Source organism: Burkholderia sp. E168m15, from assembly GCF_016586105.1.
In the GTDB taxonomy this organism is placed as follows: domain Bacteria; phylum Pseudomonadota; class Gammaproteobacteria; order Burkholderiales; family Burkholderiaceae; genus Burkholderia; species Burkholderia orbicola.
Map to the genome: position 1 here is coordinate 12302 of NZ_BCPO01000030.1, position 25333 is coordinate 37634.

20 protein-coding genes are annotated in these 25333 nt (G+C 67.0%); 14 read left to right on the forward strand and 6 right to left on the reverse strand.

Annotated features, from left to right (window positions below; all coding sequences use genetic code 11):
* Nucleotides 1-29: 29 nt before the first annotated feature.
* Nucleotides 30-1862, reverse strand: coding sequence for an ABC transporter ATP-binding protein (locus tag JMF86_RS05425; RefSeq protein WP_023475440.1), 1833 nt, complete (start codon nucleotides 1860-1862; stop codon nucleotides 30-32).
* A 565-nt stretch (nucleotides 1863-2427) separates the two neighbouring features.
* On the opposite strand from JMF86_RS05425, the gene JMF86_RS05430 reads away from it, so the two are divergent.
* From JMF86_RS05430 to JMF86_RS05440, 3 genes are all read left to right on the forward strand, one after another.
* Nucleotides 2428-3492: a glycosyltransferase family 4 protein gene (locus JMF86_RS05430; protein ID WP_006476459.1), complete on the forward strand. Its 1065-nt coding sequence runs from the start codon at nucleotides 2428-2430 to the stop codon at nucleotides 3490-3492.
* A 236-nt stretch (nucleotides 3493-3728) separates the two neighbouring features.
* Entirely contained in the window at nucleotides 3729-4538 is an 810-nt protein-coding gene (locus JMF86_RS05435; RefSeq protein WP_041489174.1) for a hypothetical protein, read from the forward strand.
* Between the two features lie 39 nt (nucleotides 4539-4577).
* Entirely contained in the window at nucleotides 4578-5042 is a 465-nt protein-coding gene (locus JMF86_RS05440) for a DUF2214 family protein (protein WP_011544969.1), read from the forward strand.
* Between the two features lie 203 nt (nucleotides 5043-5245).
* On the opposite strand, the gene gudD is transcribed toward JMF86_RS05440, so the two are convergent.
* On the reverse strand, nucleotides 5246-6598 hold the full coding sequence (gene gudD / locus JMF86_RS05445) for a glucarate dehydratase (RefSeq protein WP_011544970.1): 1353 nt from the start codon (nucleotides 6596-6598) through the stop codon (nucleotides 5246-5248).
* A 357-nt stretch (nucleotides 6599-6955) separates the two neighbouring features.
* On the opposite strand from gudD, the gene JMF86_RS05450 reads away from it, so the two are divergent.
* A complete protein-coding gene (locus JMF86_RS05450) occupies nucleotides 6956-7705 on the forward strand; it encodes a FadR/GntR family transcriptional regulator (protein ID WP_011544971.1) in 750 nt (249 codons plus the stop codon).
* A 136-nt stretch (nucleotides 7706-7841) separates the two neighbouring features.
* Here the strand turns inward: JMF86_RS05450 and JMF86_RS05455 are convergent, their stop codons facing one another.
* The 3 genes from JMF86_RS05455 to pdxY all read right to left on the reverse strand — a co-directional run bounded on the left by JMF86_RS05455 (nucleotide 7842) and on the right by pdxY (nucleotide 12657).
* On the reverse strand, nucleotides 7842-8990 hold the full coding sequence (locus tag JMF86_RS05455; protein WP_012328174.1) for a branched-chain amino acid ABC transporter substrate-binding protein: 1149 nt from the start codon (nucleotides 8988-8990) through the stop codon (nucleotides 7842-7844).
* A gap of 371 nt (nucleotides 8991-9361) precedes the next feature.
* A complete protein-coding gene (locus tag JMF86_RS05460) occupies nucleotides 9362-11506 on the reverse strand; it encodes a phosphocholine-specific phospholipase C (RefSeq protein ID WP_011694231.1) in 2145 nt (714 codons plus the stop codon).
* 290 nt (nucleotides 11507-11796) lie between these two features.
* A complete protein-coding gene (gene pdxY, locus JMF86_RS05465) occupies nucleotides 11797-12657 on the reverse strand; it encodes a pyridoxal kinase PdxY (RefSeq protein ID WP_011544974.1) in 861 nt (286 codons plus the stop codon).
* Between the two features lie 184 nt (nucleotides 12658-12841).
* On the opposite strand from pdxY, the gene JMF86_RS05470 reads away from it, so the two are divergent.
* Nucleotides 12842-13903, forward strand: coding sequence for an alpha/beta fold hydrolase (locus JMF86_RS05470; RefSeq protein WP_011694232.1), 1062 nt, complete (start codon nucleotides 12842-12844; stop codon nucleotides 13901-13903).
* Nucleotides 13904-13939: 36 nt separating this feature from the next.
* Here JMF86_RS05470 and JMF86_RS05475 read toward each other — a convergent pair whose 3' ends face one another.
* A complete protein-coding gene (locus JMF86_RS05475; RefSeq protein ID WP_011544976.1) occupies nucleotides 13940-14938 on the reverse strand; it encodes an LLM class flavin-dependent oxidoreductase in 999 nt (332 codons plus the stop codon).
* 638 nt (nucleotides 14939-15576) lie between these two features.
* Here JMF86_RS05475 and hpnI point away from each other — a divergent pair.
* From hpnI to JMF86_RS05520, 9 genes are all read left to right on the forward strand, one after another.
* Entirely contained in the window at nucleotides 15577-16752 is a 1176-nt protein-coding gene (hpnI, locus tag JMF86_RS05480; protein ID WP_011544977.1) for a bacteriohopanetetrol glucosamine biosynthesis glycosyltransferase HpnI, read from the forward strand.
* Between the two features lie 134 nt (nucleotides 16753-16886).
* Nucleotides 16887-18329: a hopanoid biosynthesis associated radical SAM protein HpnJ gene (hpnJ, locus tag JMF86_RS05485; protein ID WP_006476449.1), complete on the forward strand. Its 1443-nt coding sequence runs from the start codon at nucleotides 16887-16889 to the stop codon at nucleotides 18327-18329.
* A 3-nt stretch (nucleotides 18330-18332) separates the two neighbouring features.
* Nucleotides 18333-19217 carry a hopanoid biosynthesis-associated protein HpnK gene (gene hpnK / locus JMF86_RS05490; RefSeq protein WP_006476448.1) on the forward strand — a complete coding sequence of 295 codons (885 nt, stop codon included), beginning with the start codon at nucleotides 18333-18335 and terminating at the stop codon, nucleotides 19215-19217.
* Nucleotides 19214-20272, forward strand: a complete 1059-nt coding sequence (locus JMF86_RS05495; RefSeq protein WP_011544979.1) for a lysylphosphatidylglycerol synthase domain-containing protein — start codon at nucleotides 19214-19216, stop codon at nucleotides 20270-20272. The genes hpnK and JMF86_RS05495 overlap by 4 nt, the downstream gene beginning before the upstream one ends.
* Nucleotides 20273-20360: 88 nt before the next feature.
* Nucleotides 20361-20915 carry a hypothetical protein gene (locus tag JMF86_RS05500; RefSeq protein WP_006488732.1) on the forward strand — a complete coding sequence of 185 codons (555 nt, stop codon included), beginning with the start codon at nucleotides 20361-20363 and terminating at the stop codon, nucleotides 20913-20915.
* 363 nt (nucleotides 20916-21278) lie between these two features.
* Complete coding sequence (locus tag JMF86_RS05505; protein WP_011544981.1) at nucleotides 21279-21968, forward strand: ABC transporter permease; 690 nt, start codon at nucleotides 21279-21281, stop codon at nucleotides 21966-21968.
* Entirely contained in the window at nucleotides 21965-22678 is a 714-nt protein-coding gene (locus JMF86_RS05510; RefSeq protein ID WP_006476443.1) for an ABC transporter permease, read from the forward strand. The genes JMF86_RS05505 and JMF86_RS05510 overlap by 4 nt, the downstream gene beginning before the upstream one ends.
* A gap of 20 nt (nucleotides 22679-22698) precedes the next feature.
* Nucleotides 22699-23499: an ABC transporter ATP-binding protein gene (locus JMF86_RS05515; protein WP_006488736.1), complete on the forward strand. Its 801-nt coding sequence runs from the start codon at nucleotides 22699-22701 to the stop codon at nucleotides 23497-23499.
* Between the two features lie 22 nt (nucleotides 23500-23521).
* Nucleotides 23522-24562, forward strand: a complete 1041-nt coding sequence (locus JMF86_RS05520; protein ID WP_011544983.1) for a GlxA family transcriptional regulator — start codon at nucleotides 23522-23524, stop codon at nucleotides 24560-24562.
* Nucleotides 24563-25333: the final 771 nt, after the last annotated feature.

A 25333-nucleotide genomic window follows, 5' to 3' on the forward strand; every position in this document is an offset into this window, starting at 1 on the left:
CGGCTTTTTTGTCGGCGGATACCGGTGCGTCAGGCCACGCGTTCGCCGGTCGGCGTGTTGCCGTCGGGCGCCGCATGATGGCGGCCGTGCTGTTTCGCAAGCAGGTCGCGGTACAGGCCGGGGCGGTTGCGCAGCACGTCGGGCGGGCCGTCGTCGATCACCTTGCCGTTGTTCATCACGATGATGCGGTCGAAGTTGCGCAGCGTCGACAGGCGGTGCGCGATCGCGATCACCGTGCGGCCGACCATCAGGCGGTCGAGCGCGCTCTGGATCGCTTCCTCGGACGCGCTGTCGAGCGCCGACGTCGCTTCGTCGAGCAGCAGGATCGGCGCATCCTTCAGGATCGCGCGCGCGATCGCGATGCGCTGGCGCTGGCCGCCCGACAGCTTGACGCCGCGGTCGCCGACGATCGTGTCATAGCCTTCCGGCATCGCCTCGATGAACTCCGCGCAGCGCGCGTCGCGCGCGGCGGCGAGCACTTCGTCGCGGGTCGCGTCGGGGCGGCCGTACGCGATGTTGTCGTAGATCGTCCGGTGCAGCAGCGAGATGTCCTGCGGCACCAGCGCGATCGCGTGGCGCAGGCTGTCCTGCGTGAGGCCCTTCACGTCCTGGCCGTCGACCTTCACGACGCCGTCCTGCGTGTCGTAGAAGCGCTGCAGCAGCGCGAGCACGGTCGACTTGCCGGCGCCCGACTTGCCGATCAGGCCGACGCGCTGGCCCGGCTCGATATGAAGGTCGAAGTGGTCGAGGATCGCGCGGCGGTGCGGGTACGCGAACGTCACGCGCTCGAAGTCGACGCGGCCGCCCTTGGCCGACAGCGGCTGCGCGTCCGAGCGGTCGGGCATCCCGTGCGGTTCGAGCAGCGTCTTCACCGCCTCGGACAGGCGCGCGACGTGCTGCGTGACGTCGACGAGCGCGACCGCGAGATCGCGCGTGCCGTGCAGGATCGTGAAGCCGAGCGAGCTGACGAGCACGATGTCGCCCGACGTTGCGCGGCCCTGGTCCCACAGCCACAGCGCCCAGCCGAGCAGGCCGGCGGACAGCATCGCGGTGATCACCGCGTGCAGCAGCCGCAGCTTCTCGAGATAGAGCAGGCTCTGCTGGCGCGCGTCCATCTCGGCCTTCACCGTCGCGCTGAAGCGCTTCTGTTCGCGCAGCGTCATCCCGAACGCGCGCACGAGGCCCATGTTGCCGATCACGTCGACGAGCTCGCCGTCGACCGCCGCGGCCTTCGCCGCGAATGCGTGGTGGCGCGCCGAGCCGCGGCCGGCGAGCTTGAACAGGATGACGGACAGCACGGCCGAACAGCCGAGCAGGCCGGCCGCCATCAGCGGATTGACGACGATGATCATCAGGATCGCGCCCATCACCGCGATGCACGGCGGCAGCACGTTCCACGCCATCGTGTTCTCCGACGTGTAGACCGCGTTCGACGTGGCCGTGATGCGGCTGGCGAGCGTGCCCGGCTGCTTCTCCGAGTAATACGTCGGCGAATGGCCGATCAGATACTGGAACAGGTCGCGCCGCAGGTCGCCGGTGACCGCGACGAACGTGTGCGCGGCGACCCAGCCGCCGACGCGCCACAGCAGGTTGTCGGCCGCGATCAGCCCGACGAGCAGCGCGAACGCGCTCCACAGCGGGCCGGGGTGATGGCGTCCGGTCGCCAGCACGTCGATCAGGTGCTTGATCGCGTATTGCGAGCCGAGCGCGCAGCCGACGGCGGCCAGCACGCTGCAGAGCACGACCAGGTGCGCGACCGGGTGGAGGCGGATGTAGCGGAACAGGAACGCGATCGGCCGGTGCGCGTAGCTCGACAGCTTCGCGTTGTGGGCGTTGCGCTGGGCAGGGGTGAGAGATTCCAAAATATGCGTGCGGTGATTCGGTGATTGAGCGGGGCGGCTGGATCGCAGGCCGACGTTCGCTCGGACTGAATAATCCGGCATTGTAAACAAGGCCGCGCGTCGCGCTGCGCGAATCTTGCCTTGGCCAGAGGCTCGCGATCGATTTTGAGATAAAATCCGGCATCCCGTCGTGCCTCGTGTGCCGGAATCACGCTGCCGGCAGCTACGGGTTAACAAGGATCGCCAAAACGGCCTTCCACTCTAGAACGGACACCCGAGTCCGCGGGTTGCAAAGTGTTGCTCCTTTGTAACAAAGTAAAGTGTTTGAAATGTCGTGCGCCGTATCGGGATTAACCCTAGATAATCGGCTCCGGGTTCGATTCCAGGTTTTTTACGAACCCCTGTCAACGGGTCTTCGTTTCAAACGTTCTATGCCTGTCGCGTCGCCGACGCTCCTTGTGCAGCGCGGGTTCGACGCCCCCGGCAGGCTGATTCGTCCGAGGTTCGGACGACATGTATCCAGCCCGGACCACCGGCAGGTTGCCGACCCATACCTGGTTTTTTGCCGATTTTTTAGGAGTTACGCATGCGAATCGCCCAAATCGCTCCGTTGCATGAAGCGGTGCCCCCGAAACTGTACGGTGGTACCGAGCGAGTGGTGTCCTACCTCACCGAAGCACTCGTCGAGATGGGGCATGACGTCACGCTCTTCGCGAGCGGCGATTCGCAGACCTCCGCGAAGCTCGAAGCGTGCTGGCCGCAGGCGCTGCGCCTCGACCCGACGATCCGCGACGTGATGGCCCCGCACATGCTGCTGCTCGAGCAGGTGCGCCGCCGCGCGGAAGAGTTCGACGTCCTGCACTGCCACATCGACTACTACCCGTTCTCGCTGTTCTCGCGTCAGCCGGTCCCGCATCTGACGACGATGCACGGCCGTCTCGACCTGCCGGAACTGCAGCCGATCTTCAATGCGTTCAGCGACGTGCCGGTCGTGTCGATCTCCGACAACCAGCGCATCCCGCTGCCGCAGGCGAACTGGCTGTCGACCGTCTACCACGGCCTGCCGGAAAACCTGCTGACGCCGATCCCGAACGTGAAGCCGAGCTACCTCGCGTTCCTCGGCCGCATCTCGCCGGAAAAGCGCGTCGACACGGCGATCCGCATCGCCGAACAGGCCGGCCTGCCGATCAAGATCGCCGCGAAGCTCGACAAGGCCGACCGCGCGTACTACGAAGAGAAGATCAAGCCGCTGTTCGCGCTGCCGCACGTCGAGTACATCGGCGAAATCAGCGAGTCGGAGAAGACCGAATTCCTCGGCAACGCGCATGCGCTGCTGTTCCCGATCGACTGGCCGGAGCCCTTCGGCCTGGTGATGATCGAGGCGATGGCCTGCGGCACGCCGGTGATCGCGTTCAAGCGCGGCTCGGTGCCGGAAGTGATCGACAACGGCGTGTCGGGCTTCGTCGTCGAAGACGAACTGTCGGCCGTCGCCGCGCTCAAGCGCCTCGATACGCTGCCGCGCGAGAAGGTTCGCGCCGCATTCGAAGCCCGTTTCTCGTCGAAGGTGATGGCGCAGAACTACGTGAAGGGCTACGAGGAACTGCTGCGCCAGAAGCGCCGCACGGTGCTCCGCGAAGTCAACGCAAGCTGATTGCGGGCCGCCGCCGCATGGCGGCGCGCGGCCGTCACGACGCCCCGTCCGGGTTTTCCGGCGGGGCGTTGTCACATCTGCGGCGCGGATGTGTTGTATTCTCGCCGCGCCCGGCGCCGCGAACGGCCCTCGAAGCGGCCCGGCACGCCATCCGGCCATCTGTCCAGACGGTAATGTCCCTATAATGGCCGTGCCGTGAAATCCGGCCCAGTATGAATATCCAGAGGAGAGCAGTCTTGGCGAGAACGAAAACCACGCGCGCAGCGCCGGCCCCCGGCGCCGGTGTGATCTTCGCGTTGCGCGCGATCGGTCTCGTGCTGCTCGCGCGCTGGCTGTTCTCGATGTCCCAGATGGGCTATCGCTCGTCGCTGTCGGCGATGGTGTCGTCGCCGTGGGCATTCCTCTACCTCATCCTGATCTTCCTGCTGCTGGCGCTGCCGGGCGCCGCCGCCCGGGCCGAGCGGCCGTTCCATCCGCTGCCGCAGTGGCTGCGCCAGGCGCTGCGCGCGTTCGCGCTGATCGGCTTCCTGTTCGCCGTGTGGTCGATCGGCGCGTTCACGTGGGCGGCCGGCTGGCGCCGCGCCCTGCACGCGGTGACGGCGACCAACGGCTGGCTCGTCGCCGCGCCGGCGCTCTATGCGGCGATCGTCTGGATTTGCCGGCCGCGGCCGCTGTGGCGGACCAACGTGGCCGCGCGCCGCTTCGCGGTCGGTCGGTATGCGATTTCGCTCGACGTGCTGACGCGCACCGCGATCGTCTGGATGGAAAGCCGCAAGGTTGGCCAGTACGACGCGCGCGAACTGTCGGTGCGCTGGCCCGGCCGGGTCGCACCCACCGCGCCCGCCGCGGGCGAGCAGGGCGCGCAGCCGGCGGTCGTGCCGCCGCGCCGCGGCAGCCTGTTCAGTCGACCGAAGGTGGAGCTGCTGTGGGATTCGCCGGCGGCGGTCGGCCACAACCGGCAGATCGTGATGCGCGCGCCGCTCACGACCGAAGGCGACCGCGTCGCGGTGCTCGCGCTCGACGCGGCGCTCAAGCAGATCGTCTGACACGGCTCGCGCACCGGGCGCGGGCGACAAGGCGGCGCGATGATCGTCCGCTGGTTGCTGGCTGCCATTCACCTGAGTGCGTTCGGCGTCGCATTCGCCGCGATCGCGGCGCGTAACCGTGCGTTGCGCCGGCTCATCGCGTCGGCGCAGCCAGCCGATTTGCCCGGCGTGTTCAAGGCGGATGCGGTCTGGGGGCTGTCGGCGCTCGTGCTGATCGCGACGGGCCTTGCGCGGGCGTTCGGCGGTTTCGAGAAAGGGGCCGCGTACTACCTGCACGAACCGCTCTTTCACCTGAAGATGACCGCGCTCGTGCTGCTCCTGCTGCTCGAAATCGTGCCGATGCTGGGGCTGATCCGCTGGCGTATCGCCGCGCGGCGGCAGCAACCGCCCGATCTCGGCCGGGCGCGCACCTATGTGCGGATCGGCCACTGGCAGGCGGTGCTGGTGATCGTCATCGTGTTCGCCGCGTCGGGGATGGCGCGGGGGATCGGGCTGGCCGGGTAGGTGCGGTCGGTTAGGGAGGCCCGGTTAGGGAGGCCCGCTTAGGAGCGCCCGGTCAGGATCGTCGCGCGGCGACCGGCCGGCCGCGCACTCGCGAATCCCGCTTTTGCTTCGCCGGTCTTTCCCGGCCGGCGATCGCCGATACACGGGCGAATCGCCTCATTCCATTCCGACCGGGCGACCTTGCCGCCCGGTCCGTCCTACGCTCAGCGCACGAGGCACGGGCGCTTGTTGTTGAACGTCCAGCCCGGGATCAGGTACTGCATCGCCGCCGCGTCGTCGCGGGCGCCGAGGCCGTGCTGCTTGTACAGCTCGTGCGCGAGCGCGACCGCATCCATGTCGATGTCGATGCCGAGCCCCGGCCGCTTCGGCACTTCCACCAGCCCGTTCTCGATCTTCAGCGGCTCCCGCGTCAGCCGTTCGCCGTCCTGCCAGATCCAGTGCGTATCGATCGCGGTGACCTGACCCGGCGCCGCGGCCGCGACGTGCGTGAACATCGCGAGCGACACGTCGAAGTGGTTGTTCGAATGCGAACCCCACGTGAGGCCCCAGTCGCGGCACATCTGCGCGACCCGCACCGACCCCTGCATGGTCCAGAAGTGCGGATCGGCGAGCGGGATGTCGACGGCGTGCAACTGCACCGCATGGCCCATCTGCCGCCAGTCGGTCGCGATCATGTTGGTCGCCGTCGGCAGCCCCGTCGCGCGGCGGAATTCGGCCATCACCTCGCGGCCCGAGTAACCGTTCTCCGCACCGCACGGATCTTCCGCATACGCGAGCACGTGATGCTGATCGCGGCACAGCCGCACGGCTTCGTCGAGCGACCATGCGCCGTTCGGATCGAGCGTCACGCGCGCGTCGGGGAAACGCTCGGCGAGCGCCGTCACGGCTTCGATCTCGCTGGCCCCTTCGAATACGCCGCCCTTCAGCTTGAAGTCGTTGAAGCCGTAGCGCGCATGCGCGGCTTCGGCGAGCCGCACGACGGCTTCGGGCGTCAGTGCGGCTTCGTCGCGTACGCGCGTCCAGTCGTCGGTCGCGCCGCGGCCGTCGCGATAGGGGAGCGCGGTCTTCGTGCGGTCGCCGATGTAGAACAGGTAGCCGAGCATCTCGACCCGCTCGCGCTGCTGGCCTTCGCCGAGCAGCGCGGCGACCGGCACGCCGAGATGCTGGCCGAGCAGGTCGAGCAGCGCGGCTTCGAGCGCGGTGACCGCGTGGATCGTCGTGCGCAGGTCGAAGGTCTGCAGCCCGCGGCCGCTTGCGTCGCGGTCGGCGAAGGTGCGCCGCACGTCGTTGAGCACCGCATGGTAGTTGCCGACCGGCTGGCCGACGACGAGCGCGCGCGCGTCGTCGAGCGTGCGGCGGATGCTTTCGCCGCCCGGTACTTCGCCGACGCCCGTGCGGCCCGCGCTGTCCTTCAGGATCACGAGGTTGCGGGTGAAGAACGGGCCGTGCGCGCCGCTCAGGTTGAGCAGCATGCTGTCGTGGCCGGCGACCGGAATCGCTTGCAGGTCGACGATGCGCGGCGTGTCGTGGGAGGGCGAGGCAGTGACGGCGTTCATGGGCGGCGATGGCGAAAGAGTGGGCGATGCCGTGCGGCAAAAGCTTTGCCGCGCGCGGCGCGAGGTGCGATCATTCGACAACCGACGTGCGCGGCGCGCAAGCCCCGCATGTCGACGCAACCCGAATGGGGTGGAAGCGACAACCGGGCCGGCGGAGCGCAGAACGCGAACGCAGGTCGATCGTCACGCACGGGACCGGGCGGTGCTGAACAGCCGACCTGAGTCGACAGGAGATCCGTGCGCCGATCATCAGTCGTCGGATGACTTGTGACGCAGTATAATGAATCATCGGCTTTCGCTCAAACCCCGCGTAAACCCTCGGCTCACATTACGATCATTCAAAAAGGAACCGGCCACATGTCCGTGCCTACGCTTCCCGCAGCGCCGCGCCGTCGCGCACGCAGCCTCGCACAAGATGTCGTCGACGCGCTGACCGCGCAGATCGAAAACGGCACGCTGCGGCCCGGCGACAAGCTGCCGACCGAAACCGAAGTCATGGCGGCGCAGGGCGTGAGCCGCACGGTCGTGCGCGAGGCGATCTCGCGGATGCAGGCGAGCGGCCTCGTCGAGACGCGCCACGGCATCGGCAGCTTCGTGCTGGAGCCGTCGCGCCGTCAGACGCTCGGCATCGATCCCGCGACGATCACGACGCTGCGCGACGTGCTCGCGGTGCTGGAGCTGCGTATCAGCCTCGAAAGCGAGTGCGCGAGCCTGGCCGCGCAGCGCGCGAACGATGCCGACCTCGCCGCGCTGCGGCGCGCGCTCGACGCGATCGCGACGGGCGCGGGTGGCGGGCGTGACACCGCGCAGCTCGACTTCCAGTTCCATCTGCAGATCGCGCAGTCCACCGGCAACCGCTATTTCGTCGACATCATGACGCAGCTGGGCACGTCGATCATTCCGCGTACGCGGGTGAATTCGGCGCGCTTTGCCGGCGACGACCTCGAGCGCTACGTCGGCCGGCTGAACCACGAGCACGAGGACATCTACGAGGCGATCGCGCGCCACGACCCGGAAGCGGCGCGCGCCGCGATGCGCACGCACCTCACCAACAGCCGCGAGCGCCTGCGGCGCGCGCACGAGGCAGCCGAGGCCGAAGCGGGCTGACCGTTGGGTCACGGGGCTCGCGAGGTCGCGGGTCCGCTGGCATTGTTTTAACATCAGTCGTCATACGAGATCGGCGCAATCGTCTCGATCTCCGCGGCCAGACGGCGTTCCCGCCGCCGGCCGCCCCTCTCGCCGATCAGCCTCCCTTCGTCACGATCGTCTTCCACGCGCCGTTCTTCACCTGGTACAGCGTCGACATCCCGCTCTTCAGCGAGCCGTCGTTCGCGAACGAGATGCGGCCGGTCACGCCTGGGAAGTCGATTTTCTTCAGCGCCGGGCGATAGGCCTTCGGATCGGTCGAACCGGCCGCCTGCATCGCCTTGATCGCCGCCCACGCCGCGTCATAGCCGAACTGCGCATACGACAGCACGTCGACGCCGAAGCGCTTCTTGAAGCGCGCCTCGAAATCCTTCCCCTGCGGCAGCTCGTCGAGCGGCTGACCGTATTCCCACGCCATCGCGCCTTCGGCGGCCGGCCCCGCGATCTTGATGAACTCGTTGTCCTTCACGCCGCCGCCGCCGACGAATTGCGCGTTCAGCCCGAGTTGACGCATTTGCTTGATGAAGTTGGCGGCGAGCGAATCGAGGCCGCCGAAGAAGATCAGGTCGGGATTCTTGGCCTTCAGGCTCGTGATCTGCGCGCGGAAATCGACCGCCTGGTTGCTGGTGAACTCGCGACCGATGAGGTTGCCGCCGGCGGCCTTCACGGCCTTCTCGAATTCGTCGGCTTCGCCCTGGCCGAACGCGGTGCGGTCGTCGATGATCGCGATGCGCTTCGCCTTCGTCACCTCGACCGCGTACTTGCCCGCGTTGCCGGCATTCTGGCCATCGGTCGCGATCACCATGAACATGTTCGCGAGCCCGCGCGACGTGAGCGTCGGGTTGGTCGCGGCCGGGTCGATCACCGGAATGCCGGCCTTGTCGTAGACCACCGACGCCGGAATCGTCGTCCCCGAATTGAAGTGACCGACCACGACCGACACGTTCTGGTCGACCAGTGCCTGCGCGGCCTGCACGCCGATGCGCGGGTCGGCCTGGTCGTCCTGCACGACGAGATTGAAGCGGGCAGGCTTGCCGGCGATCTGCACTTTCTGCGCGGCTGCATCGTCGAGCGCGAGCTGCACGCCGTTTTGCAGGTCCTTGCCGTAGCCGGCGTTCACGCCCGTGAGCGGCGCGGCGAAGCCGACCTTCACGTCGGTTGTGTCGGCGGCCTGGGCAGCCTGTTGCGACAGAAGGGCAAGCGCGGATGCAATCGACACCGACAGCAGGGAATGACGGAATTTCATGTTGTTCCTCTTGTTCGACACCGGCGAGTGGGTACCGCGCGCGCCTGGGCGGGCCGGACGCGTGCGACGGGCGGGCGGTTCGACCGCTTCTCGGAATCGGGCGGGGAGGTCGGCATCGTGATCCTCGGAAACATCTCCCGTCAGGCTCCGCGAAGAGCCCCGATTGCTTCGATATATAGGTCGCCGATATGCGCGGGTCTTGGAAATTTGTCGCGCATTCGATGCGGATTTGCGCATAGCTTCCGCGCGTGCGCGGGCGGCCGGTATCGGGAGTTTCCCGTCGCGAACGCAACGGGCGCAGAGAAGAGGGGCGGTGCGGGCAAAAACGCGGCGCGGCCCGTCAGAAGGGCCGCGCCGCGCGTGGGTCGACGTCAGTCGGACAGGGCGTCCGACGCGGCTTCGGCGTCGTCGTGCGACGCGGTCGTGCGGATCAGCGGGTCGCTGGTGCTCGGGCGGCCCGTTTCGACGTGGCCGGCGAAGCGGCGCAGGAAGCCGAGCAGGCGGCCGTCGCTGACGGTGAGGTCGTACCAGCCGTGGCTGCCGCGCAGGTCCCAGTAATCGTCGACGTGCGCGCCCGGCGCGAGGTCGAACGTGCGCGCGTGACCGTGGCCGTACGCGTTCGTGACCTTGAGCCGCACGGCCTTGTGGCCGCGGTTCATCAGGCGCAGCGTGATGTTGCCGTTCGCGACGTCGTAGCCGTAGATCACCTCGGGGTTCACGTCCGCGCTGCCGACCCCGGTCGCGAACGGGCCGCGGAAATGGCAGTAGAAGCCGTTCGGGCCGTATACGTCGAGGTCGTACAGGCCGAGCGATGCGGCGGCGCTCCACGTATCGGCGATACGTTTGCCGGCTTCGACCGTGTACGCCCACGGGCCGTCGACGCGGTTGCGCGACTGGACCTGGAACGCGGCGCCCGCCCGGCCCGTGTTCGCGAAGGTCAGCCGGAACTGGCCGTTGGCGGCTTCGACGCGGCCGTGCACGAACAGCTCGTACGGCAGAGCGCGCGCCGGACGCAGCCCGGCTTCCTGTTTCGGCAGCTTCTGCAGCACCGGCGGCACCGGGATGTAGTCGGGATGGCGCACGCGGTCGGGCGGCGCGTAGCCGCTGGTGTCGGGCAGCGTCGGCCATGCGGCGTCCGCGGTCGCGAACTCGAACGCCGACGTCAGGTCGCCGCACACCGCGCGGCGCCACGGCGACACGTTGGCGGCCGTGACCGGATACTGCGCGCCGAAGCGCGCCTCGATGAATTGCAGCAGCGACGTGTGATCGAAGGTCTGCGAGCAGACCCAGCCGCCCTTGGTCCACGGCGACACGACCAGCATCGGCACGCGCGGCCCGAGCCCGTAAGGGCCGGCCATGTGCGACGCGTCGCCGGCGAACACCTCGTTGGTCGTCGCGACCGTCGACAGCCCGTTCTCGCGCGACTGCGGCGCGAACGGCGGCGGCACGTGATCGAAGAAGCCGTCGTTTTCGTCGTACGTGATGAACAGCGCGGTCTTGCTCCACACGTCGGGATTCGACACGAGCGCCTTCAGCACCTGCTCGATGTACCACGCGCCATAGTTCGCCGGCCAGTTCGGGTGCTCGGAATACGCTTCGGGCGCGCAGATCCACGACACCTGCGGCAGCGTGCCGTTCTTCACGTCCTGCTGCAGCACGTCGAACAGCGTGCCGCCGGCGCTGATGTTGGTGCCGGTGCGCGCCTTGTCGTACAGCGGCGTGCCGGGCAGCGCGGAGCGGTACTGGTTGAAGTAGAGCAGCGAGTTGTCGCCGTAGTTGCCGATGTACGGGTTTTGCGTCCAGCCCCACGAGCCGTTCGCGTCGAGCCCCGTGCCGACGTCCTGGTAGATCTTCCACGACACGCCGGCCTGTTCGAGCACTTCCGGATAGGTCGTCCAGCCGTAGCCCTTTTCCTCGTTGCCGAGCACCGGACCCCCGCCCGTGCCGTCGTTGCCGACGTAGCCCGTCCACATGTAGTAGCGGTTCGGGTCGGTCGAGCTCGGGATCGCGCAGTGGTATGCGTCGCAGATCGTGAACGCGTCGGCGAGCTGATAGTGGAACGGGATGTCGTCGCGCTTCAGGTACGCCATCGTCGTGGTGCCCTTGTTCGGCACCCACTGGTCGTAGCGGCCCTTGTTCCAGGCGGCGTGCATGTCCTGCCAGCCGTGCGGCAGGTCCTGCAGGAACTGCAGGCCGAGCTTGTCGACGCCCGGGTGGAACGGCAGCAGTTCGGCCGGGCCGACCGGCTGGTGAAACACCGACTTGCCGTTCGCGAGGCGCAACGGGCGCGGGTCACCGAAGCCGCGGACACCGCGCATCGTGCCGAAGTAGTGGTCGAACGAGCGGTTCTCCTGCATCAGGATCACGATGTGTTCGATGTCGCGGATCGTGCCGGTGCGGCGGTTCGCGGGAATCGCGAGCGCATCCCGGATCACGGGCGGAAACAGGTTCAGCGCGGCGGCGCCGGCAGTGCCGGCGGCGACGCGCAGGAAGTCACGACGGTTCGATCGGGTCATGGTCGTTATCGTGGGGTAAAGAGGGAGCCGATTGGCGGGACCTGCGGGAAGGGCGCGCACCGGGTCGCAGGATGCGGCTGCGCCGGTGCATGCCGCCGCGAGCATAGCGAGGAATCGGTGTCATTCATGTGAAGTCCGGAAACGTTTGCACGGGCAGCGGACCGGCATCGGGATGCGGCGTCAGCAGGTCGGCTGCAACGGGAAAGCGGGAAAGCGGGAAAGCGGGACAGCGGGACAGCGGGACAGCGGGACAGCGGCGCGCTGGAGCAGCGCAGGGCAGTGCCGACGCGTCAGGCGTCGGTCACCCACGCGCCGAACCATTCGCTCGGGCGGGCGATCTCGTCCTGCGCGGCGACGAGTTCGAGCTCGTAGCGGCGCGCGTCGTAGGTGGCCTTCACCACCGCGTGCACGGCCGCGAGCGTGTGCTCGAACGCGGCGCGCACCGAGTCGCCGCGCAGCCGGCACGCGACGAAGATCGCGCTGGTCAGGTCGCCGACGCCGACCGGGTGGCGCGGAAACGCATACAGCGGCCGCTGGCCGATCCACGCTTCGGTCTCGGTGACGGCGAGCATGTTGAAACGGTCGGCCGGACTGTTGCGGTCGTGCAGGTGCTTGACGAGGATGATCTGCGGGCCGCGGCGGATCAGCGCACGGCATGCGTCGACGGCTTCGGCGACGGTCTCGATGCGCCGCCCGGCGAGCTTCTGCAGTTCGGTGTGGTTCGGCGACATGCCGTCCGCGAGCGCGGGCACCTCCTCCACGATGAATTCCTCGACGCCGGGCTCGGGCCGGATGCCGCCCGTCTGGCCCATCGCCGGATCGCAGAAGTACCACGCGTTCGGATTCATCGCTTTCACCGTGCGCACGATCTCGACCGCCGCGCGTGCCTGCGGCGGCGAGCCGAGGAAGCCGGACAGCACCGCGTCGCACCGCTTGAGCACGCCGATGGCGGCGATGCCGTCGACGAGCTGTTCCATCTTCGCGGCGTCGATCGCGCTGCCGGCCCAGTGGCCGTACTGCATGTGATTCGACAACTGGACGGTGTTGAGCGGCCAGACGTTGATGCCGAGACGCTGCATCGGGAACACGGCCGCGCTGTTGCCGGCATGGCCGTAGATGACGTGCGACTGAATGCTGAGGACGTTTTTCATGGGAATTCGCCTGCACGCGTTTCAGGGTCACGTCACACGATACCCGAGTTCGTCAACCGCGCGGAAGTCGCGTGGCCCCGGAGTGTTGCGCGCCGTCGTCACGCGACCGCGTAGAATCGCGGGGCGCGAGACAGCCCCGCTGGGGCCCGGCTGCCCGCGCGCGTCCCCAATCACCGTGATCGCCATGCTTTCGATTTGCAAGATGTTGTCCGTCGCACGTGCCGCCGTGCTCGGCGCGAGTGCCGCCGCCGCGTGCGCGATGCCGGTTGCGGCCGTTGCGGCCACGCCCGCCGCCAACGACGGGCCCGCTTACGGCCCGCGCCTGGAAGGATTCGCGTATCCGGCGCCCGTGCATGAGTACGCGTTCGTGTCGCAACGCGAAACCCTCGAGATGGCGTACCTCGACGTGCAGCCCGCGCATCCGAACGGTCGCACCGTCGTGCTGCTGCACGGCAAGAACTTCTGCGCGGCGACCTGGGAGGACACGATCGGTGTGCTGAGCCGCGCCGGTTATCGCGTGATCGCGCCGGACCAGATCGGCTTCTGCAAGTCGTCGAAGCCCGAGCGCTACCAGTACAGCTTCCAGCAACTCGCGCGCAACACGCACGCGCTGCTCGAATCGGTCGGCGTGAAGTCGGCGACGATCATCGGCCACTCGACGGGCGGGATGCTCGCGATCCGCTATGCGCTGATGTATCCGAAGGCGACCGACCAGCTCGTGCTCGTGAACCCGATCGGCCTCGAGGACTGGAAGGCGCTCGGCGTGCCGCCGCTGTCGGTCGACTACTGGTATGCGCGCGAACTGAAGACCAACGCCGACGGCATCCGCCGCTACGAGCAGTCGACCTACTACGCGGGCAAGTGGGCGCCGTCGTACGAGCGCTGGGTGCAGATGCTCGCCGGGATGTATCGCGGCGCCGGCCGCGACGCGGTCGCGTGGAATTCCGCGCTGATCTACGACATGATCCTCACGCAGCCGGTGGTCTACGAACTCGGCGCGATTCGCGTGCCGACGCTGCTGATGATCGGCGACAAGGATACGACCGCGATCGGCAAGGATGTCGCCCCGCCCGACGTGCACGCGAAGCTCGGCCGCTATCCTGAGCTCGCGAAGCGCACGCAGGCCGCGATTCCCGGCGCGCAGCTCGTCGAATTTCCGGCGCTCGGACACGCGCCGCAGATCCAGGACCCGGACGCGTTCCACAAGGCGCTGCTCGACGGGCTGGAGGCCGTGCACCCGCAGTGACGCGGGGCAGGCGGCAGGCCGCGCGTAATCGTGCGGTCAGCGTGCCTCGCTCGCGAGCTCGTCGCGGATCTGCGCGGTCAGTTCGAACGAGCGCAGCCGCGCGGCGTGATCGTAGATCTGCGCGGTGATGATCAGCTCGTCGGCGCCCGTCTGCGCGATGCGCTCGCGCAGCTTGTCGCGCACCGTATCGCGCGAGCCGACCGCCGCGAACGACAGCGAATGGGCGACGGTCGCGAGCTCGAGTTCGTTCGCCTCGAGCACGTCGACGGGCGGCGGCAGCTTGCCCGGCGTGCCGCGCCGCAGGTTGATGAACTGTTGCTGCAGCGACGTGAACAGGCGCCGCGCCTCGTCGTCGGTCTCGGCCGCGAACACGTTGACGCCCACCATCGCATGCGGTTTCGGCCACGCGGCCGACGGCCGGTATTGCGCGCGATAGATCTCGAGCGCCCGCATCAGATAATCCGGCGCGAAATGCGACGCGAACGCGAACGGCAGCCCGAGCATCGCCGCGAGCTGCGCGCTGAACAGGCTCGAACCGAGCAGCCACACCGGGACGTCGAGCCCCGCGCCGGGCACCGCCCGCACGCGCTGGCCCGGTACCGGCTCCGCGAAGTAGCGCTGCAGCTCCGCGACGTCGTCCGGAAACGAATCGGCACTGCCGATCAGGTCGCGGCGCAGCGCGCGCGACGTGGTCTGGTCGGTGCCGGGCGCGCGGCCGAGGCCGAGGTCGATGCGCCCCGGATACAGCGACGCGAGCGTGCCGAACTGTTCGGCGATCACGAGCGGCGCATGGTTCGGCAGCATGATGCCGCCCGAGCCGACCCGGATCGTCCGCGTGGCGCCCGCGACGTGGCCGATCACGACGGCGGTGGCCGCACTCGCGATCCCCGGCATGTTGTGATGCTCGGCCAGCCAGTAGCGCTGGTAGCCCCAGCGTTCCGCATGCTGTGCGAGATCGACGGTGTTACGGAACGCCTGCGAGGCGTCGGCGCCGGCCGGAATGGGGGCGAGATCGAGTACGGAAAACGGTGTCATCGGAAGACCTTCGAAACGGGGTGGCGTGGTGATGCGCTGACGCAACAAATGCCAAGGATTTTGCCAAAGGGTTCCGGAACGTGCTGGCGGCGCGCGGATACCCATGCGCCTTACAGGGGTGCAGGGTTGCTTGCGACGATCGTTGCAAAAATCAAGCTAATCGCTGATTAATTACCAAACTTTACGGCGATTGGAAGTGAAACCGCATCGACATACAAATTTGCACGAAACGTTTGATTTTAAAGACTGCAATACGCCTGCAAAGTACTTACGCTAACGTGAACGTGGTCGGGCCGATCAGGTCCGTCGACCGCTCAGCTTTGCCGGAATTGCACTAGTCCGTTTCTCGAAGCGCCGCACGCGGGGGGCTGCGGACTGCTAAAATCCGGCGCCTGCCCATGTTGTGCCGATGGAGCCATTCGAGTCTTCCCGCATGCCGTCCGGGCGCTGCGCGGGGATACGCCACGCGAAGCCGGGCATGGCCGCACCCGAACGACGGGTCGTGCCTCCCCCATTACAGACGCTGCTGGAACAAGGAGTCGGGTCGTGCCCGCGTTCGTCGTTGTCGGAATACCGCATCACGCTCAATCACGCTCAAGCGTTTGCCAGGGCGCCCCGTTCGCCGGGAGGCCTCGCGCATGACGCCCGCCGCAACGCTGCTCGACTGGCTGCTGATCATCTTCACGCTGGCCGCGGCCGGCTACGCGCTCGTCGCGGCCTTCGCGCCGCGGCCGCGCACGCCGCGCACCGCGGTGCGCGACGGCTTCGAGCCGGTCAGTGTGCTGAAGCCGCTGTGCGGCGCGGAGCCGCACCTGTATGAAAACCTCGCGACCTTCTGCGCGCAGCGCCATCCTCGCTACGAGGTGCTGCTCGGCGTCGCATCGTCGGCCGATCCGGCCATCGCCGTCGTCGAGCGGCTGCGCGCCGATCATCCGGAGTGCGACATCACGCTCGTGATCGACGCGCGCGTGCATGGCAAGAACCTGAAGGTCAGCAACCTGATCAATCTCGCCGAGCGCGCGAAATATGGCCGCATCGTGATCGCGGACAGCGACATCGCGGTGCAGCCCGACTATCTGGAGCGTGTCACGGCGCCGCTGGCGGACCCGTCGGTGGGGGTCGTCACGTGCCTGTATCATGCGCGCAGCGTCGGCGGCTTCTGGACGCGGATCGGCGCGCAGTTCGTCGACGCTTGGTTCGCGCCGTCGGTGCGCATCACGCACCTCGGCCGCTCGAGCCGCTTCGGCTTCGGCGCGACGCTCGCGCTCACGCGCGACACGCTCGACCGGATCGGCGGGCTCGTCGCGCTGAAGGACGAACTGGCCGACGATTTCTGGCTGGCCGAGCTGCCGCGTCGCCTCGGGCGGCGCACCGTGCTGTCGGAGGTCGAGGTCGCGACCGACGTGATCGAGCCGTCGTTCGGGCCGCTGTGGCACCGCGAGACGCGCTGGCTGCGCACGATCCGTTCGCTGAATCCGGCCGGCTTCGCGTTCCTGTTCATTACGTTTACCGTGCCGTGGCTCGCGATCGGCGCGGCGCTCGCGTTGCGCCTCGACGGCACCTTCGCCGGCACGCTGGCGGGCGGGGCGGCCGCGCTCGGCGCATTCGGCCGGCTCGTGCTGCATGCGCGCGGCGAGGACGGCTGGCGCGCGTTCTGGCGCGACCTGCCGCTCGTCGCGGTGCGCGACACGCTGCTCGCGCTCGAGTGGCTCGCGGCCGTGTTCGGCACGCACGTCGTGTGGCGCGGCGCCAGGATGACGGTCGTCGGCGGCGAACGCGCGACCGCGGCCGTGGAAGCAGTGGACGGCCGCTAGGGCCGTCGATCGAAACCGGCCCGCGGGCCGAGACGCGTCGCACGGCGAAGCCGCGCGGCGCGACATGACAGAGAGGCGGGCGCCGGCATGGCGGCCCGCGGTTTTTTGACTGAATCGTTGTAACGAAACGAACTATGCAGGCTACCGGAGCATTCATGAAAACGCTGTTCTTGCAGGCCCCTTCGTATGACGGCTTCGACGGCGGAGCCGGCTCGCGCTATCAGGCGAAGCGCGAAATCCGTTCCTTCTGGTATCCGACCTGGCTCGCGCAGCCGGCCGCGCTCGTGCCGGGCAGCCGCGTCGTCGATGCGCCGGCCGACGGCCTGTCGGTCGAGGAAACGCTGAAGATCGCCAACGACTACGACCTCGTGATCATCCACACGAGCACGCCGTCGTTCCCGACCGACGCGATGTTCGCGCAGGATCTGAAGAAGATGAAGCCGTCGATGCTCGTCGGCATGGTCGGCGCGAAGGTGATGGTCGATCCGCACAACTCGCTCACGGCGAGCGAGGCGATCGACTTCGTGTGCCGCGAGGAATTCGACTACACCTGCAAGGAGCTCGCCGAAGGCAAGCCGTTCCCCGAGATCAAGGGCTTGAGCTGGCGCGCGAAGGACGGCTCGATCGAGCACAACGAAGCGCGTCCGATCCTCGAGAACATGGACGAACTGCCGTTCGTCGCGCCCGTCTACAAGCGCGACCTGAAGATCGACAACTACTTCATCGGCTACCTGAACTATCCGTACGTGTCGATCTACACGGGCCGCGGCTGCAAGTCGCGCTGCACGTTCTGCCTGTGGCCGCAGACGGTCAGCGGCCATCGCTACCGCACGCGCTCGGTCGAGAACGTGCTCGCGGAAGCGAAGTGGATTCGCGACAACATGCCGGAAGTGAAGGAACTGATGTTCGACGACGACACCTTCACCGACGACCTGCCGCGCGCCGAAGCCATCGCCATCGGCCTGGGCAAGCTCGGCATCACGTGGTCGTGCAACGCGAAGGCCAACGTGCCGTACAAGTCGCTGAAGATCATGAAGGAAAACGGCCTGCGCCTGTTGCTGGTCGGCTTCGAATCGGGCGACGACCAGATCCTCGTGAACATCAAGAAGGGCGTGCGCACCGATTTCGCGCGCCGTTTCAGCGCGGACTGCAAGAAGCTCGGCATCAAGATCCACGGCACCTTCATCCTCGGCCTGCCGGGCGAGACGCAGGAAACCATCAAGAAGACGATCGAGTACGCGAAGGAAATCAATCCGCATACGATCCAGGTGTCCCTCGCCGCGCCGTATCCGGGCACGACGCTGTACAAGCAGGCCGTGGAAAACGGCTGGATGGAAGAGAACAAGACCATCAACCTGGTCAGCAAGGAAGGCGTGCAGCTCGCGGCGATCGGCTATGCGCACCTGTCGCGCGACGAGATCTACCACCATCTCGAGCAGTTCTATCGCGAGTTCTATTTCCGTCCGTCGAAGATCTGGGAAATCGTGCGCGAGATGCTGACGAGCTGGGACATGATGAAGCGTCGCCTGCGCGAAGGCGTCGAGTTCTTCCGCTTCCTGCGCGCGCACGAGGCCTGATCCGTGGCGACGCAGCGGGCGGCGCGGGCGCTGATCTTCACCGCGGACGACTTCGGGCTGCACCCGCGCGTCAACGCGGCGGTCGAGCGCGCGCACCGCGACGGCGTGCTGAACGCCGCCAGCCTGATGGTCGGCGCCCCCGCCGCGCAGGATGCGATCGAACGCGCGCGGCGGCTGCCGTCGCTCGCGGTCGGCTTGCACCTGGTGCTCGCGGACGGGCCGGCCACGCTGCCCGCGCATGCGATTCCCGCGCTCGTCGGCCCCGACGGGCGCTTCGGCGACGCGATGGCGAAGGACGGCTGTCGCTTCTTCTTCCTGCCGCACGTGCGCGCGCAACTGCGCCGCGAGATTCGTGCGCAGTTCGATGCGTTCGCGGCGAGCGGCCTGCCGCTCGACCACGTGAACGCGCACAAGCATTTCCACCTGCATCCGACCGTGCTGTCGATGATCATCGAGATCGGCCGCGACTACGGGCTGCGCGCAGTGCGGCTGCCGTACGAAACGAGCGCACCGGCGCTGCTCAAGCCGTGGATCGCGCTGGTGCGCGCGCGGCTCGACCGGGCGGGGCTCGCGCACAACGACTACGTGGTGGGCATCGAGCAGACGGGCGCGATGGACGAGGCCGTGCTGCTCGACGCGCTCGCGAAGCTGCCGCCGGGCGTCGGCGAGATCTACTGCCATCCGGCCGAGGCCGGCGACGGCCCGATCACGCCGACGATGGCCGGCTACCGTCCGGTCGACGAACTGGATGCGCTACTGTCGCCGCGCGTCGCGGCCGCGCTGAAGGCGGCGGGCGTCGCGACCGGCGGCTTTGCCGACGTATTCGGCGAGCCTGCGGCCCGACGCGGCGCGCACGCGTCGCGCGCACCGGGAGCGCAGCCGTCATGAGCAAGTGGATCAAGTGGATCAAGTGGCTCGGCTGGCCGATCGGCATCGGCATCCTGCTCGCGCTGGGGCTGCACGAAGGCGTCGGCGACGTGTCGCAGATGCTCGCGCGCGCCGGCTATGCGCTGCTGTGGCTCGTGCCGTTCCACGCGCTGCCGCTGCTGCTCGATGCGTATGCCTGGCACCAGCTGCTCGACCGGCGCAGTTCGCTGCCGTTCCTGTGGTGGATCGCGACCGTGCGCGAGGCCGTGAACCGGCTGCTGCCCGTGGTGGGGATCGGCGGCGAGATCGTCGGCATCCGGCTCGCGCGCTGGCAGGTGCCCGACGCGAGCCGCGTGACCGCGTCGGTGATCGTCGAGGTGCTCGTGACGATCGTCGTCCAGTATGCGTTCGCGGCGCTCGGCCTCGTGCTGCTGCTCGCGACGACCGACAACATGGGCGGCGGCACGATCGCCCTCGCGCTGCTGCTGACGCTGCCGTTGCCGGTGCTCGGCGTGGTGCTGATGCGGCGCGGCGGCATCTTCCATGCGATCGAGCGTTTCGCGGGCCGCCTGCTCGGCGATTCGCACCGGCTGCTGCAGGGCGTCGACGGCCGCCGGCTCGACGCCGACATCGATTCGCTGATGTCGCGCACGGGCCTGCTGTTCAGCGCCTTTTTCTGGCAACTGGCCGGCTACGTGCTCGGCGCGCTCGAGATCTACTGGGCGCTCGCGCTGCTCGGCCATCCGGTGTCGATCGGCGGCGCGATCGCGATCGAGGCGATGACGCAGGCGGTGCGGCATGCGGCGTTCATGGTGCCGGGCGGGCTCGGCGTGCAGGAGGCGACCGTCGTGCTGCTCGCGCAGATGTTCGGCGTCGACCGCGAGACGGCGCTGTCGCTCGCGGTGGTCAAGCGTGGGCGCGAGGTGCTGTTCGGCTGCCTCGCGCTCGGCTCGTGGCAGCTTGCCGAACTGGTGCGCACGCGCGGCCGGCTGGGCGCGCCGCTGGCCGGGCCGCGTACGGCGCCGCCGGCGAACCGGGCGTCCGAAACCCGGACCGAAACCGAAACGACGCATTGAACACGGGACGGGCTGCACGGCCCGTCTCGCGCTTTTGGCGTCGCGCGGGTATCCTTGCCGCGTGTTTTCTCGACGCGCAACTCTTCCGATGATTTTTCGTTTCCGGCTGCTTTCCGTGACGATGCTGGCCGCTGCGCTGGCGCTGACCGGTTGCGACGACCAAGGCCATCTCGACGTGCAACGTATCAGGGACTTCTTCAACGCGATCAAGCCCGCGCCGCTGTTGCTGAAAGGGCTGAAGGTCGGCGAATCGACCGAGGCCGACGTGCGCGGCACGATGGGCAAGCCCGAGACCGAGCGCACGTTCACCGACGGCTCGAAGCGTCTCGAGTATCCGCGCGGCCCGATGGGCAACCAGACGTGGTTCGTCGATCTCGATGCGAACGGGCGCTACACGGGCGCGACGCAGGTGCTGACCGCCGAGAATTTCGCGAAAGTGCGCCCGGGGATGGACGAGGACGAGGTGCGGCGGCTGCTCGGCAAGCCCGGCGACATTGCGCAATATCCGCTGAAGCCCGAGACGGTCTGGAGCTGGCGCTGGCTCGAGGACGGCGTCAACACTGACGCGTTCTTCAACGTCCATTTCGGCCCGGACGGGCTCGTTTATACGACCTCGCGCTCCGACATCCTGAAAGGGCGCTGACGTTCACGCGCGGCGTTTCTTCAGCCAGTCGCGCAGCGCGTCGCGGGCATGAGCGAGCGATTGTGTGGCGTGGGCCTGGACCTGCCCATTCGGCCGGACGGCCAGCCCGGCGCTATATCGAAAAAGCGACCGGAAAATTGCAAAAAACCCGCTTCCCGGCGCGTCATCCGACTGTCAGGAAGCGGGTTTTTTCCTTTTGAAACAGCGGTGTAGGCCGTGCGCAGAAATGGTGGGACGAATTGTTGCGACGCAGCAATCGCGCGCACGGTGATTTGAGGCAATCAATTTCGCTTGCGACTATCCGCGTCACCCCGGCGCGGGACAGGCTGTCGCGTCGGCATTCATTCAACTCTGGAGACGCGCGTGTTCCTTTACGGCTTTGGTCCCGTCCTCTGGGCCGGCACCGTGCAGACCATCGAGCTGTCGGTGCTGTCGCTCGCCACTGCGGTGGCGCTGGGGCTGATCGGCGCGGTGGCGAAGCTGTCGCACAACCGGGTGCTGCGAGCGATCGCGACCGGTTATACGACGCTGATCCGCTCGGTGCCCGATCTCGTGCTGATGCTGCTGCTGTTCTACAGCATCCAGATCTGGCTGAACCAGTTCACCGACCTCGTCGGCTGGAACCAGATCGACATCGATCCGTTCGTGGCCGGCGTGCTGACGCTCGGCTTCATCTACGGCGCGTACTTCACCGAGACGTTTCGTGGCGCGTTCCTGTCGGTGCCGCGCGGCCAGCTCGAAGCCGGTTCGGCTTACGGGATGAGCGGTGCGCGCGTGTTCGTGCGGATCATGTTTCCGCAGATGATGCGTTTCGCACTGCCGGGCATCGGCAACAACTGGCAGGTGCTCGTGAAGGCGACCGCGCTGGTGTCGATCATCGGTCTCGCGGACGTCGTGAAGGCCGCGCAGGACGCCGGCAAGAGCACGTTCAACATGTTCTTCTTCATCCTCGTCGCGGCGCTGATCTATCTCGCGATCACGACCGTCTCCAACCTCGTGCTGATCCAGCTCGAGAAGCGTTATTCCATGGGCGTGCGGCACGCAGAACTATGATCGAGATCCTCCAGGAATTCGGCAAGGCGTTCCTTTTCTGGGACGGCCAGCGCCTGTCCGGCCTCGCGGTGACGCTGTGGCTGCTCGTCGCATCGATTTCGCTCGGCTTCGTGTGCGCGGTGCCGCTCGCGGTCGCGCGCGTGTCGAGGAACAAGTGGGTGTCGATGCCCGTGCGGTTCTACACGTACGTGTTCCGCGGCACGCCGCTCTACGTGCAGTTGCTGCTGATGTACACGGGCATGTACAGCCTCGAGTTCGTGCGCTCGCACTCGCTGCTCGACGCATTTTTCCGCAGCGGTTTCAACTGCGCGATCCTCGCGTTCGCGCTGAACACCTGCGCGTACACCACCGAGATCTTCGCCGGTGCGATCCGCGCGATTCCGCACGGCGAGGTCGAGGCGGCGCGCGCGTACGGGATGTCGCCGTTCACGATGTACCGCCGCGTGATCCTGCCGTCGGCGCTGCGTCGCGCGCTGCCGCTGTACAGCAACGAAGTGATCCTGATGCTGCACGCGACGACCGTTGCATTCACCGCGACCGTGCCGGACATCCTGAAGGTCGCGCGCGACGCCAATTCCGCGACCTACATGGCGTTCCAGTCGTTCGGAATCGCCGCGCTGATCTATCTTGCGGTATCGTTCGCACTCGTCGCGGCGTTTCGCCGCGCGGAGCGCCACTGGCTCGCGTATCTCGCGGCCGCCCGTCATTGAATTACTTCGAGGAGAGCCAGTTGGCCGAGATCACCCAAACGAGCGCGTCCGCTTCCGTCAAGCTGGCCGCGGTCGACATCCACAAGCGCTATGGCGACAACGAGGTGCTCAAGGGCGTGTCGCTGAACGCGAAGGCCGGTGACGTCATCAGCATCATCGGCGCGAGCGGCTCGGGCAAGAGCACGTTCCTGCGCTGCATCAATTTTCTCGAGCGGCCGAATGCGGGGCAGATCGTCGTCGACGGCGAGGCCGTGCGCACCAAGACCGATCGCGCCGGCGCGCTCGAAGTCGCCGATCACAAGCAGTTGCAGCGCATTCGCACGAAGCTTGCGATGGTGTTCCAGCACTTCAACCTGTGGGCGCACATGAACGTGCTCGAGAACGTGATGGAAGCGCCCGTGCACGTGCTCGGCATTTCGAAGAAGGAAGCCGAGGAGCGTGCACGCGAGTATCTCGAGAAGGTCGGTTTGCCGCCGCGCGTCGAGAAGCAGTATCCGTCGCATCTGTCGGGCGGCCAGCAGCAGCGCGTGGCGATCGCGCGGGCGCTGGCGATGCATCCGGACGTGATGCTGTTCGACGAGCCGACCTCCGCGCTCGACCCGGAACTCGTCGGTGAAGTGCTGAAGGTGATGCAGAAGCTGGCCGAGGAAGGCCGTACGATGATCGTCGTCACGCACGAGATGGGCTTCGCGCGCAACGTGTCGAACCACGTGATGTTCCTGCATCAGGGGCGGACCGAGGAAGAGGGCGATCCGAAGGAAGTGCTGGTGCGCCCGCAGAGCGAGCGGCTCAAGCAGTTCCTGTCGGGCAGCCTCAAGTAACGCGACAGGGCAGGTTTCAACCGTGGTACCGGTGTCTCGTCCCGCAGGCGCCACCCGCACGACGCAGGTGGCGATCGTTGCATTGCCGCCCGTGTCGATGTCGGGCGTGGGTCCGATCGTCGATGCGCTGAATCTCGCGAACGAGATCGACGGGCGGCTCCTGTACCGCTGGCAGGTGTGTTCGTGGGATGGGCGGCCGGTGCCGCTCGCGGGCGGTGCGCAGTGGCATGCCGATGCGGCGTTCAACGATGCGATCGCGTGCGACTGGTTGATCGTCGTGTCCGAGCGGTTTCAGCAGTTTGCCGATTACCGGTTGTTTCTCGCGAGTCTCGCGCGGGTCGGGCAGCGCACGCCGGTCGTGACGGGTATTCATCACGGCGTGTGGTGGTTGGCGATGGCGGGGCAGCTTTCCGGGTATCGCGTGAGCGTGAACTGGGAGACGTATCAGCAGTTCGCCGAGCAGTTCGAGCGGTCGATCGTCACGCAGCAGATCTTCGAGATCGATCGCGATCGGGCGACCTGTGCCGGTGGGCAGGCGACCGTCGATTTCATGCTGGCCATGATTGGCCGGGAACATGGGGCGGATCTCGCGGAGCGGATTGCCGATGCGCTGGGAGCCGGCACGCTGCGTAGCGGCGAGGAGCGGCAGAGGATTCCCTTTGTTACTGCTCCGGGGGAGCGGCATCCTCGGTTGAATGACGCGTTGCTCTTGATGGAAGCCAATGTCGAGGATCCGCTTACTACCGATGAGATCGCCGGGTTGGTCGGCGTGTCGCGCCGACAGTTGGAGCGGCTCTTTCGGCAGTATCTCGGGGCGATGCCCTCCAAGTATTACCTCAATCTTCGGTTGCTCAAGGCTCGCACGCAGTTGCAGCGGACTAGTAAGTCCGTCGTTCAGGTTTCTCTCGCTTGTGGGTTTTCTTCTGCTGCGCACTTCTCCAACGCTTACCGCGAAAGGTTTGGGGTTACGCCTCGGGAGGATCGACGGGCGTGGCTCGAGAAGCAGACTGGCGGGGGCAGTGAGCCTCGGGGTGGGGCGCTCGTCGAGCGCGGGAAAGATTGAGGTTTGGGTTTGGTTTGTTTGGTGGTTTGCTCGCGGTTGGCGTGAAGTGCCTGTGATCGTGTCGGTCTATTAACGTCGCCCCTGCGCGGGGCAGCGGTTACTTTTCTTTGTCTTGCCAAAGAAAAGTAACCAAAAGAAAGGCGCTCGGATATCGCATGACTTACCGGTGCCATGGCGCCCCGAGTGGTCCGCACAAAAGTGTCCGCGCCAGTCAGGAATCCGGAGTGGTTCGAGCAATGGTTCTGACACCACTCGCTACACCGCGGAGTGGTATACCGTCCGCTAGCTCCATCCTCGCTGCGCTCGGCTGCAAGGTACTTCAGGGGGTATGCGATCGCGTTCGTGCTTCTCTGCACAAACTGTCGAATGCCAGGCTTTTTTTTCTGCTCCCAGCATGTGTGTGATCCGATTCGATGGTCGGTATTTTCGTGACTGACATCGATGTGCTTGCCGCCCCATTTTTCTTGCGAGTGGTGAATTTCCTGCTTATCGAAAGTTGGTTCCTTGTGAGGGGGCTGGTGATAGCGGTTGGGTGGGGATGGACCTGTCGGCCGAGCGAAGCGAGGACGGAGCTAGGGGGCGGTATACCGCTCTGTTGTGTAGGCAGTGGTGTCAGAACCATTGCTCGAACCACTCCGGATTCCTGACTGGCGCGGACACTTTTGTGCGGACCACTTTGTTGGCGATGGCACCGGGAGGTCATGCGATATCCGAGCGCCTTTCTTTTGGTTACTTTTCTTTGGCAAGACAAAGAAAAGTGACCGCTGCCCC

What these genes read in the sequence shown, in the direction of transcription:
- gudD (WP_011544970.1), bottom strand. Translation starts at nt 6,598, where the DNA reads ATGAACGCCGTCACTGCCTCGCCCTCCCACGACACGCCGCGCATCGTC.
- JMF86_RS05440 (WP_011544969.1), top strand. Translation starts at nt 4,578, where the DNA reads ATGATCGTCCGCTGGTTGCTGGCTGCCATTCACCTGAGTGCGTTCGGC.
- JMF86_RS05500 (WP_006488732.1), top strand. Translation starts at nt 20,361, where the DNA reads ATGATTTTTCGTTTCCGGCTGCTTTCCGTGACGATGCTGGCCGCTGCG.
- JMF86_RS05475 (WP_011544976.1), bottom strand. Translation starts at nt 14,938, where the DNA reads ATGACACCGTTTTCCGTACTCGATCTCGCCCCCATTCCGGCCGGCGCC.
- JMF86_RS05460 (WP_011694231.1), bottom strand. Translation starts at nt 11,506, where the DNA reads ATGACCCGATCGAACCGTCGTGACTTCCTGCGCGTCGCCGCCGGCACT.
- JMF86_RS05450 (WP_011544971.1), top strand. Translation starts at nt 6,956, where the DNA reads ATGTCCGTGCCTACGCTTCCCGCAGCGCCGCGCCGTCGCGCACGCAGC.
- hpnI (WP_011544977.1), top strand. Translation starts at nt 15,577, where the DNA reads ATGACGCCCGCCGCAACGCTGCTCGACTGGCTGCTGATCATCTTCACG.
- JMF86_RS05495 (WP_011544979.1), top strand. Translation starts at nt 19,214, where the DNA reads ATGAGCAAGTGGATCAAGTGGATCAAGTGGCTCGGCTGGCCGATCGGC.
- JMF86_RS05455 (WP_012328174.1), bottom strand. Translation starts at nt 8,990, where the DNA reads ATGAAATTCCGTCATTCCCTGCTGTCGGTGTCGATTGCATCCGCGCTT.
- hpnJ (WP_006476449.1), top strand. Translation starts at nt 16,887, where the DNA reads ATGCAGGCTACCGGAGCATTCATGAAAACGCTGTTCTTGCAGGCCCCT.
- JMF86_RS05510 (WP_006476443.1), top strand. Translation starts at nt 21,965, where the DNA reads ATGATCGAGATCCTCCAGGAATTCGGCAAGGCGTTCCTTTTCTGGGAC.
- JMF86_RS05430 (WP_006476459.1), top strand. Translation starts at nt 2,428, where the DNA reads ATGCGAATCGCCCAAATCGCTCCGTTGCATGAAGCGGTGCCCCCGAAA.
- pdxY (WP_011544974.1), bottom strand. Translation starts at nt 12,657, where the DNA reads ATGAAAAACGTCCTCAGCATTCAGTCGCACGTCATCTACGGCCATGCC.
- JMF86_RS05470 (WP_011694232.1), top strand. Translation starts at nt 12,842, where the DNA reads ATGCTTTCGATTTGCAAGATGTTGTCCGTCGCACGTGCCGCCGTGCTC.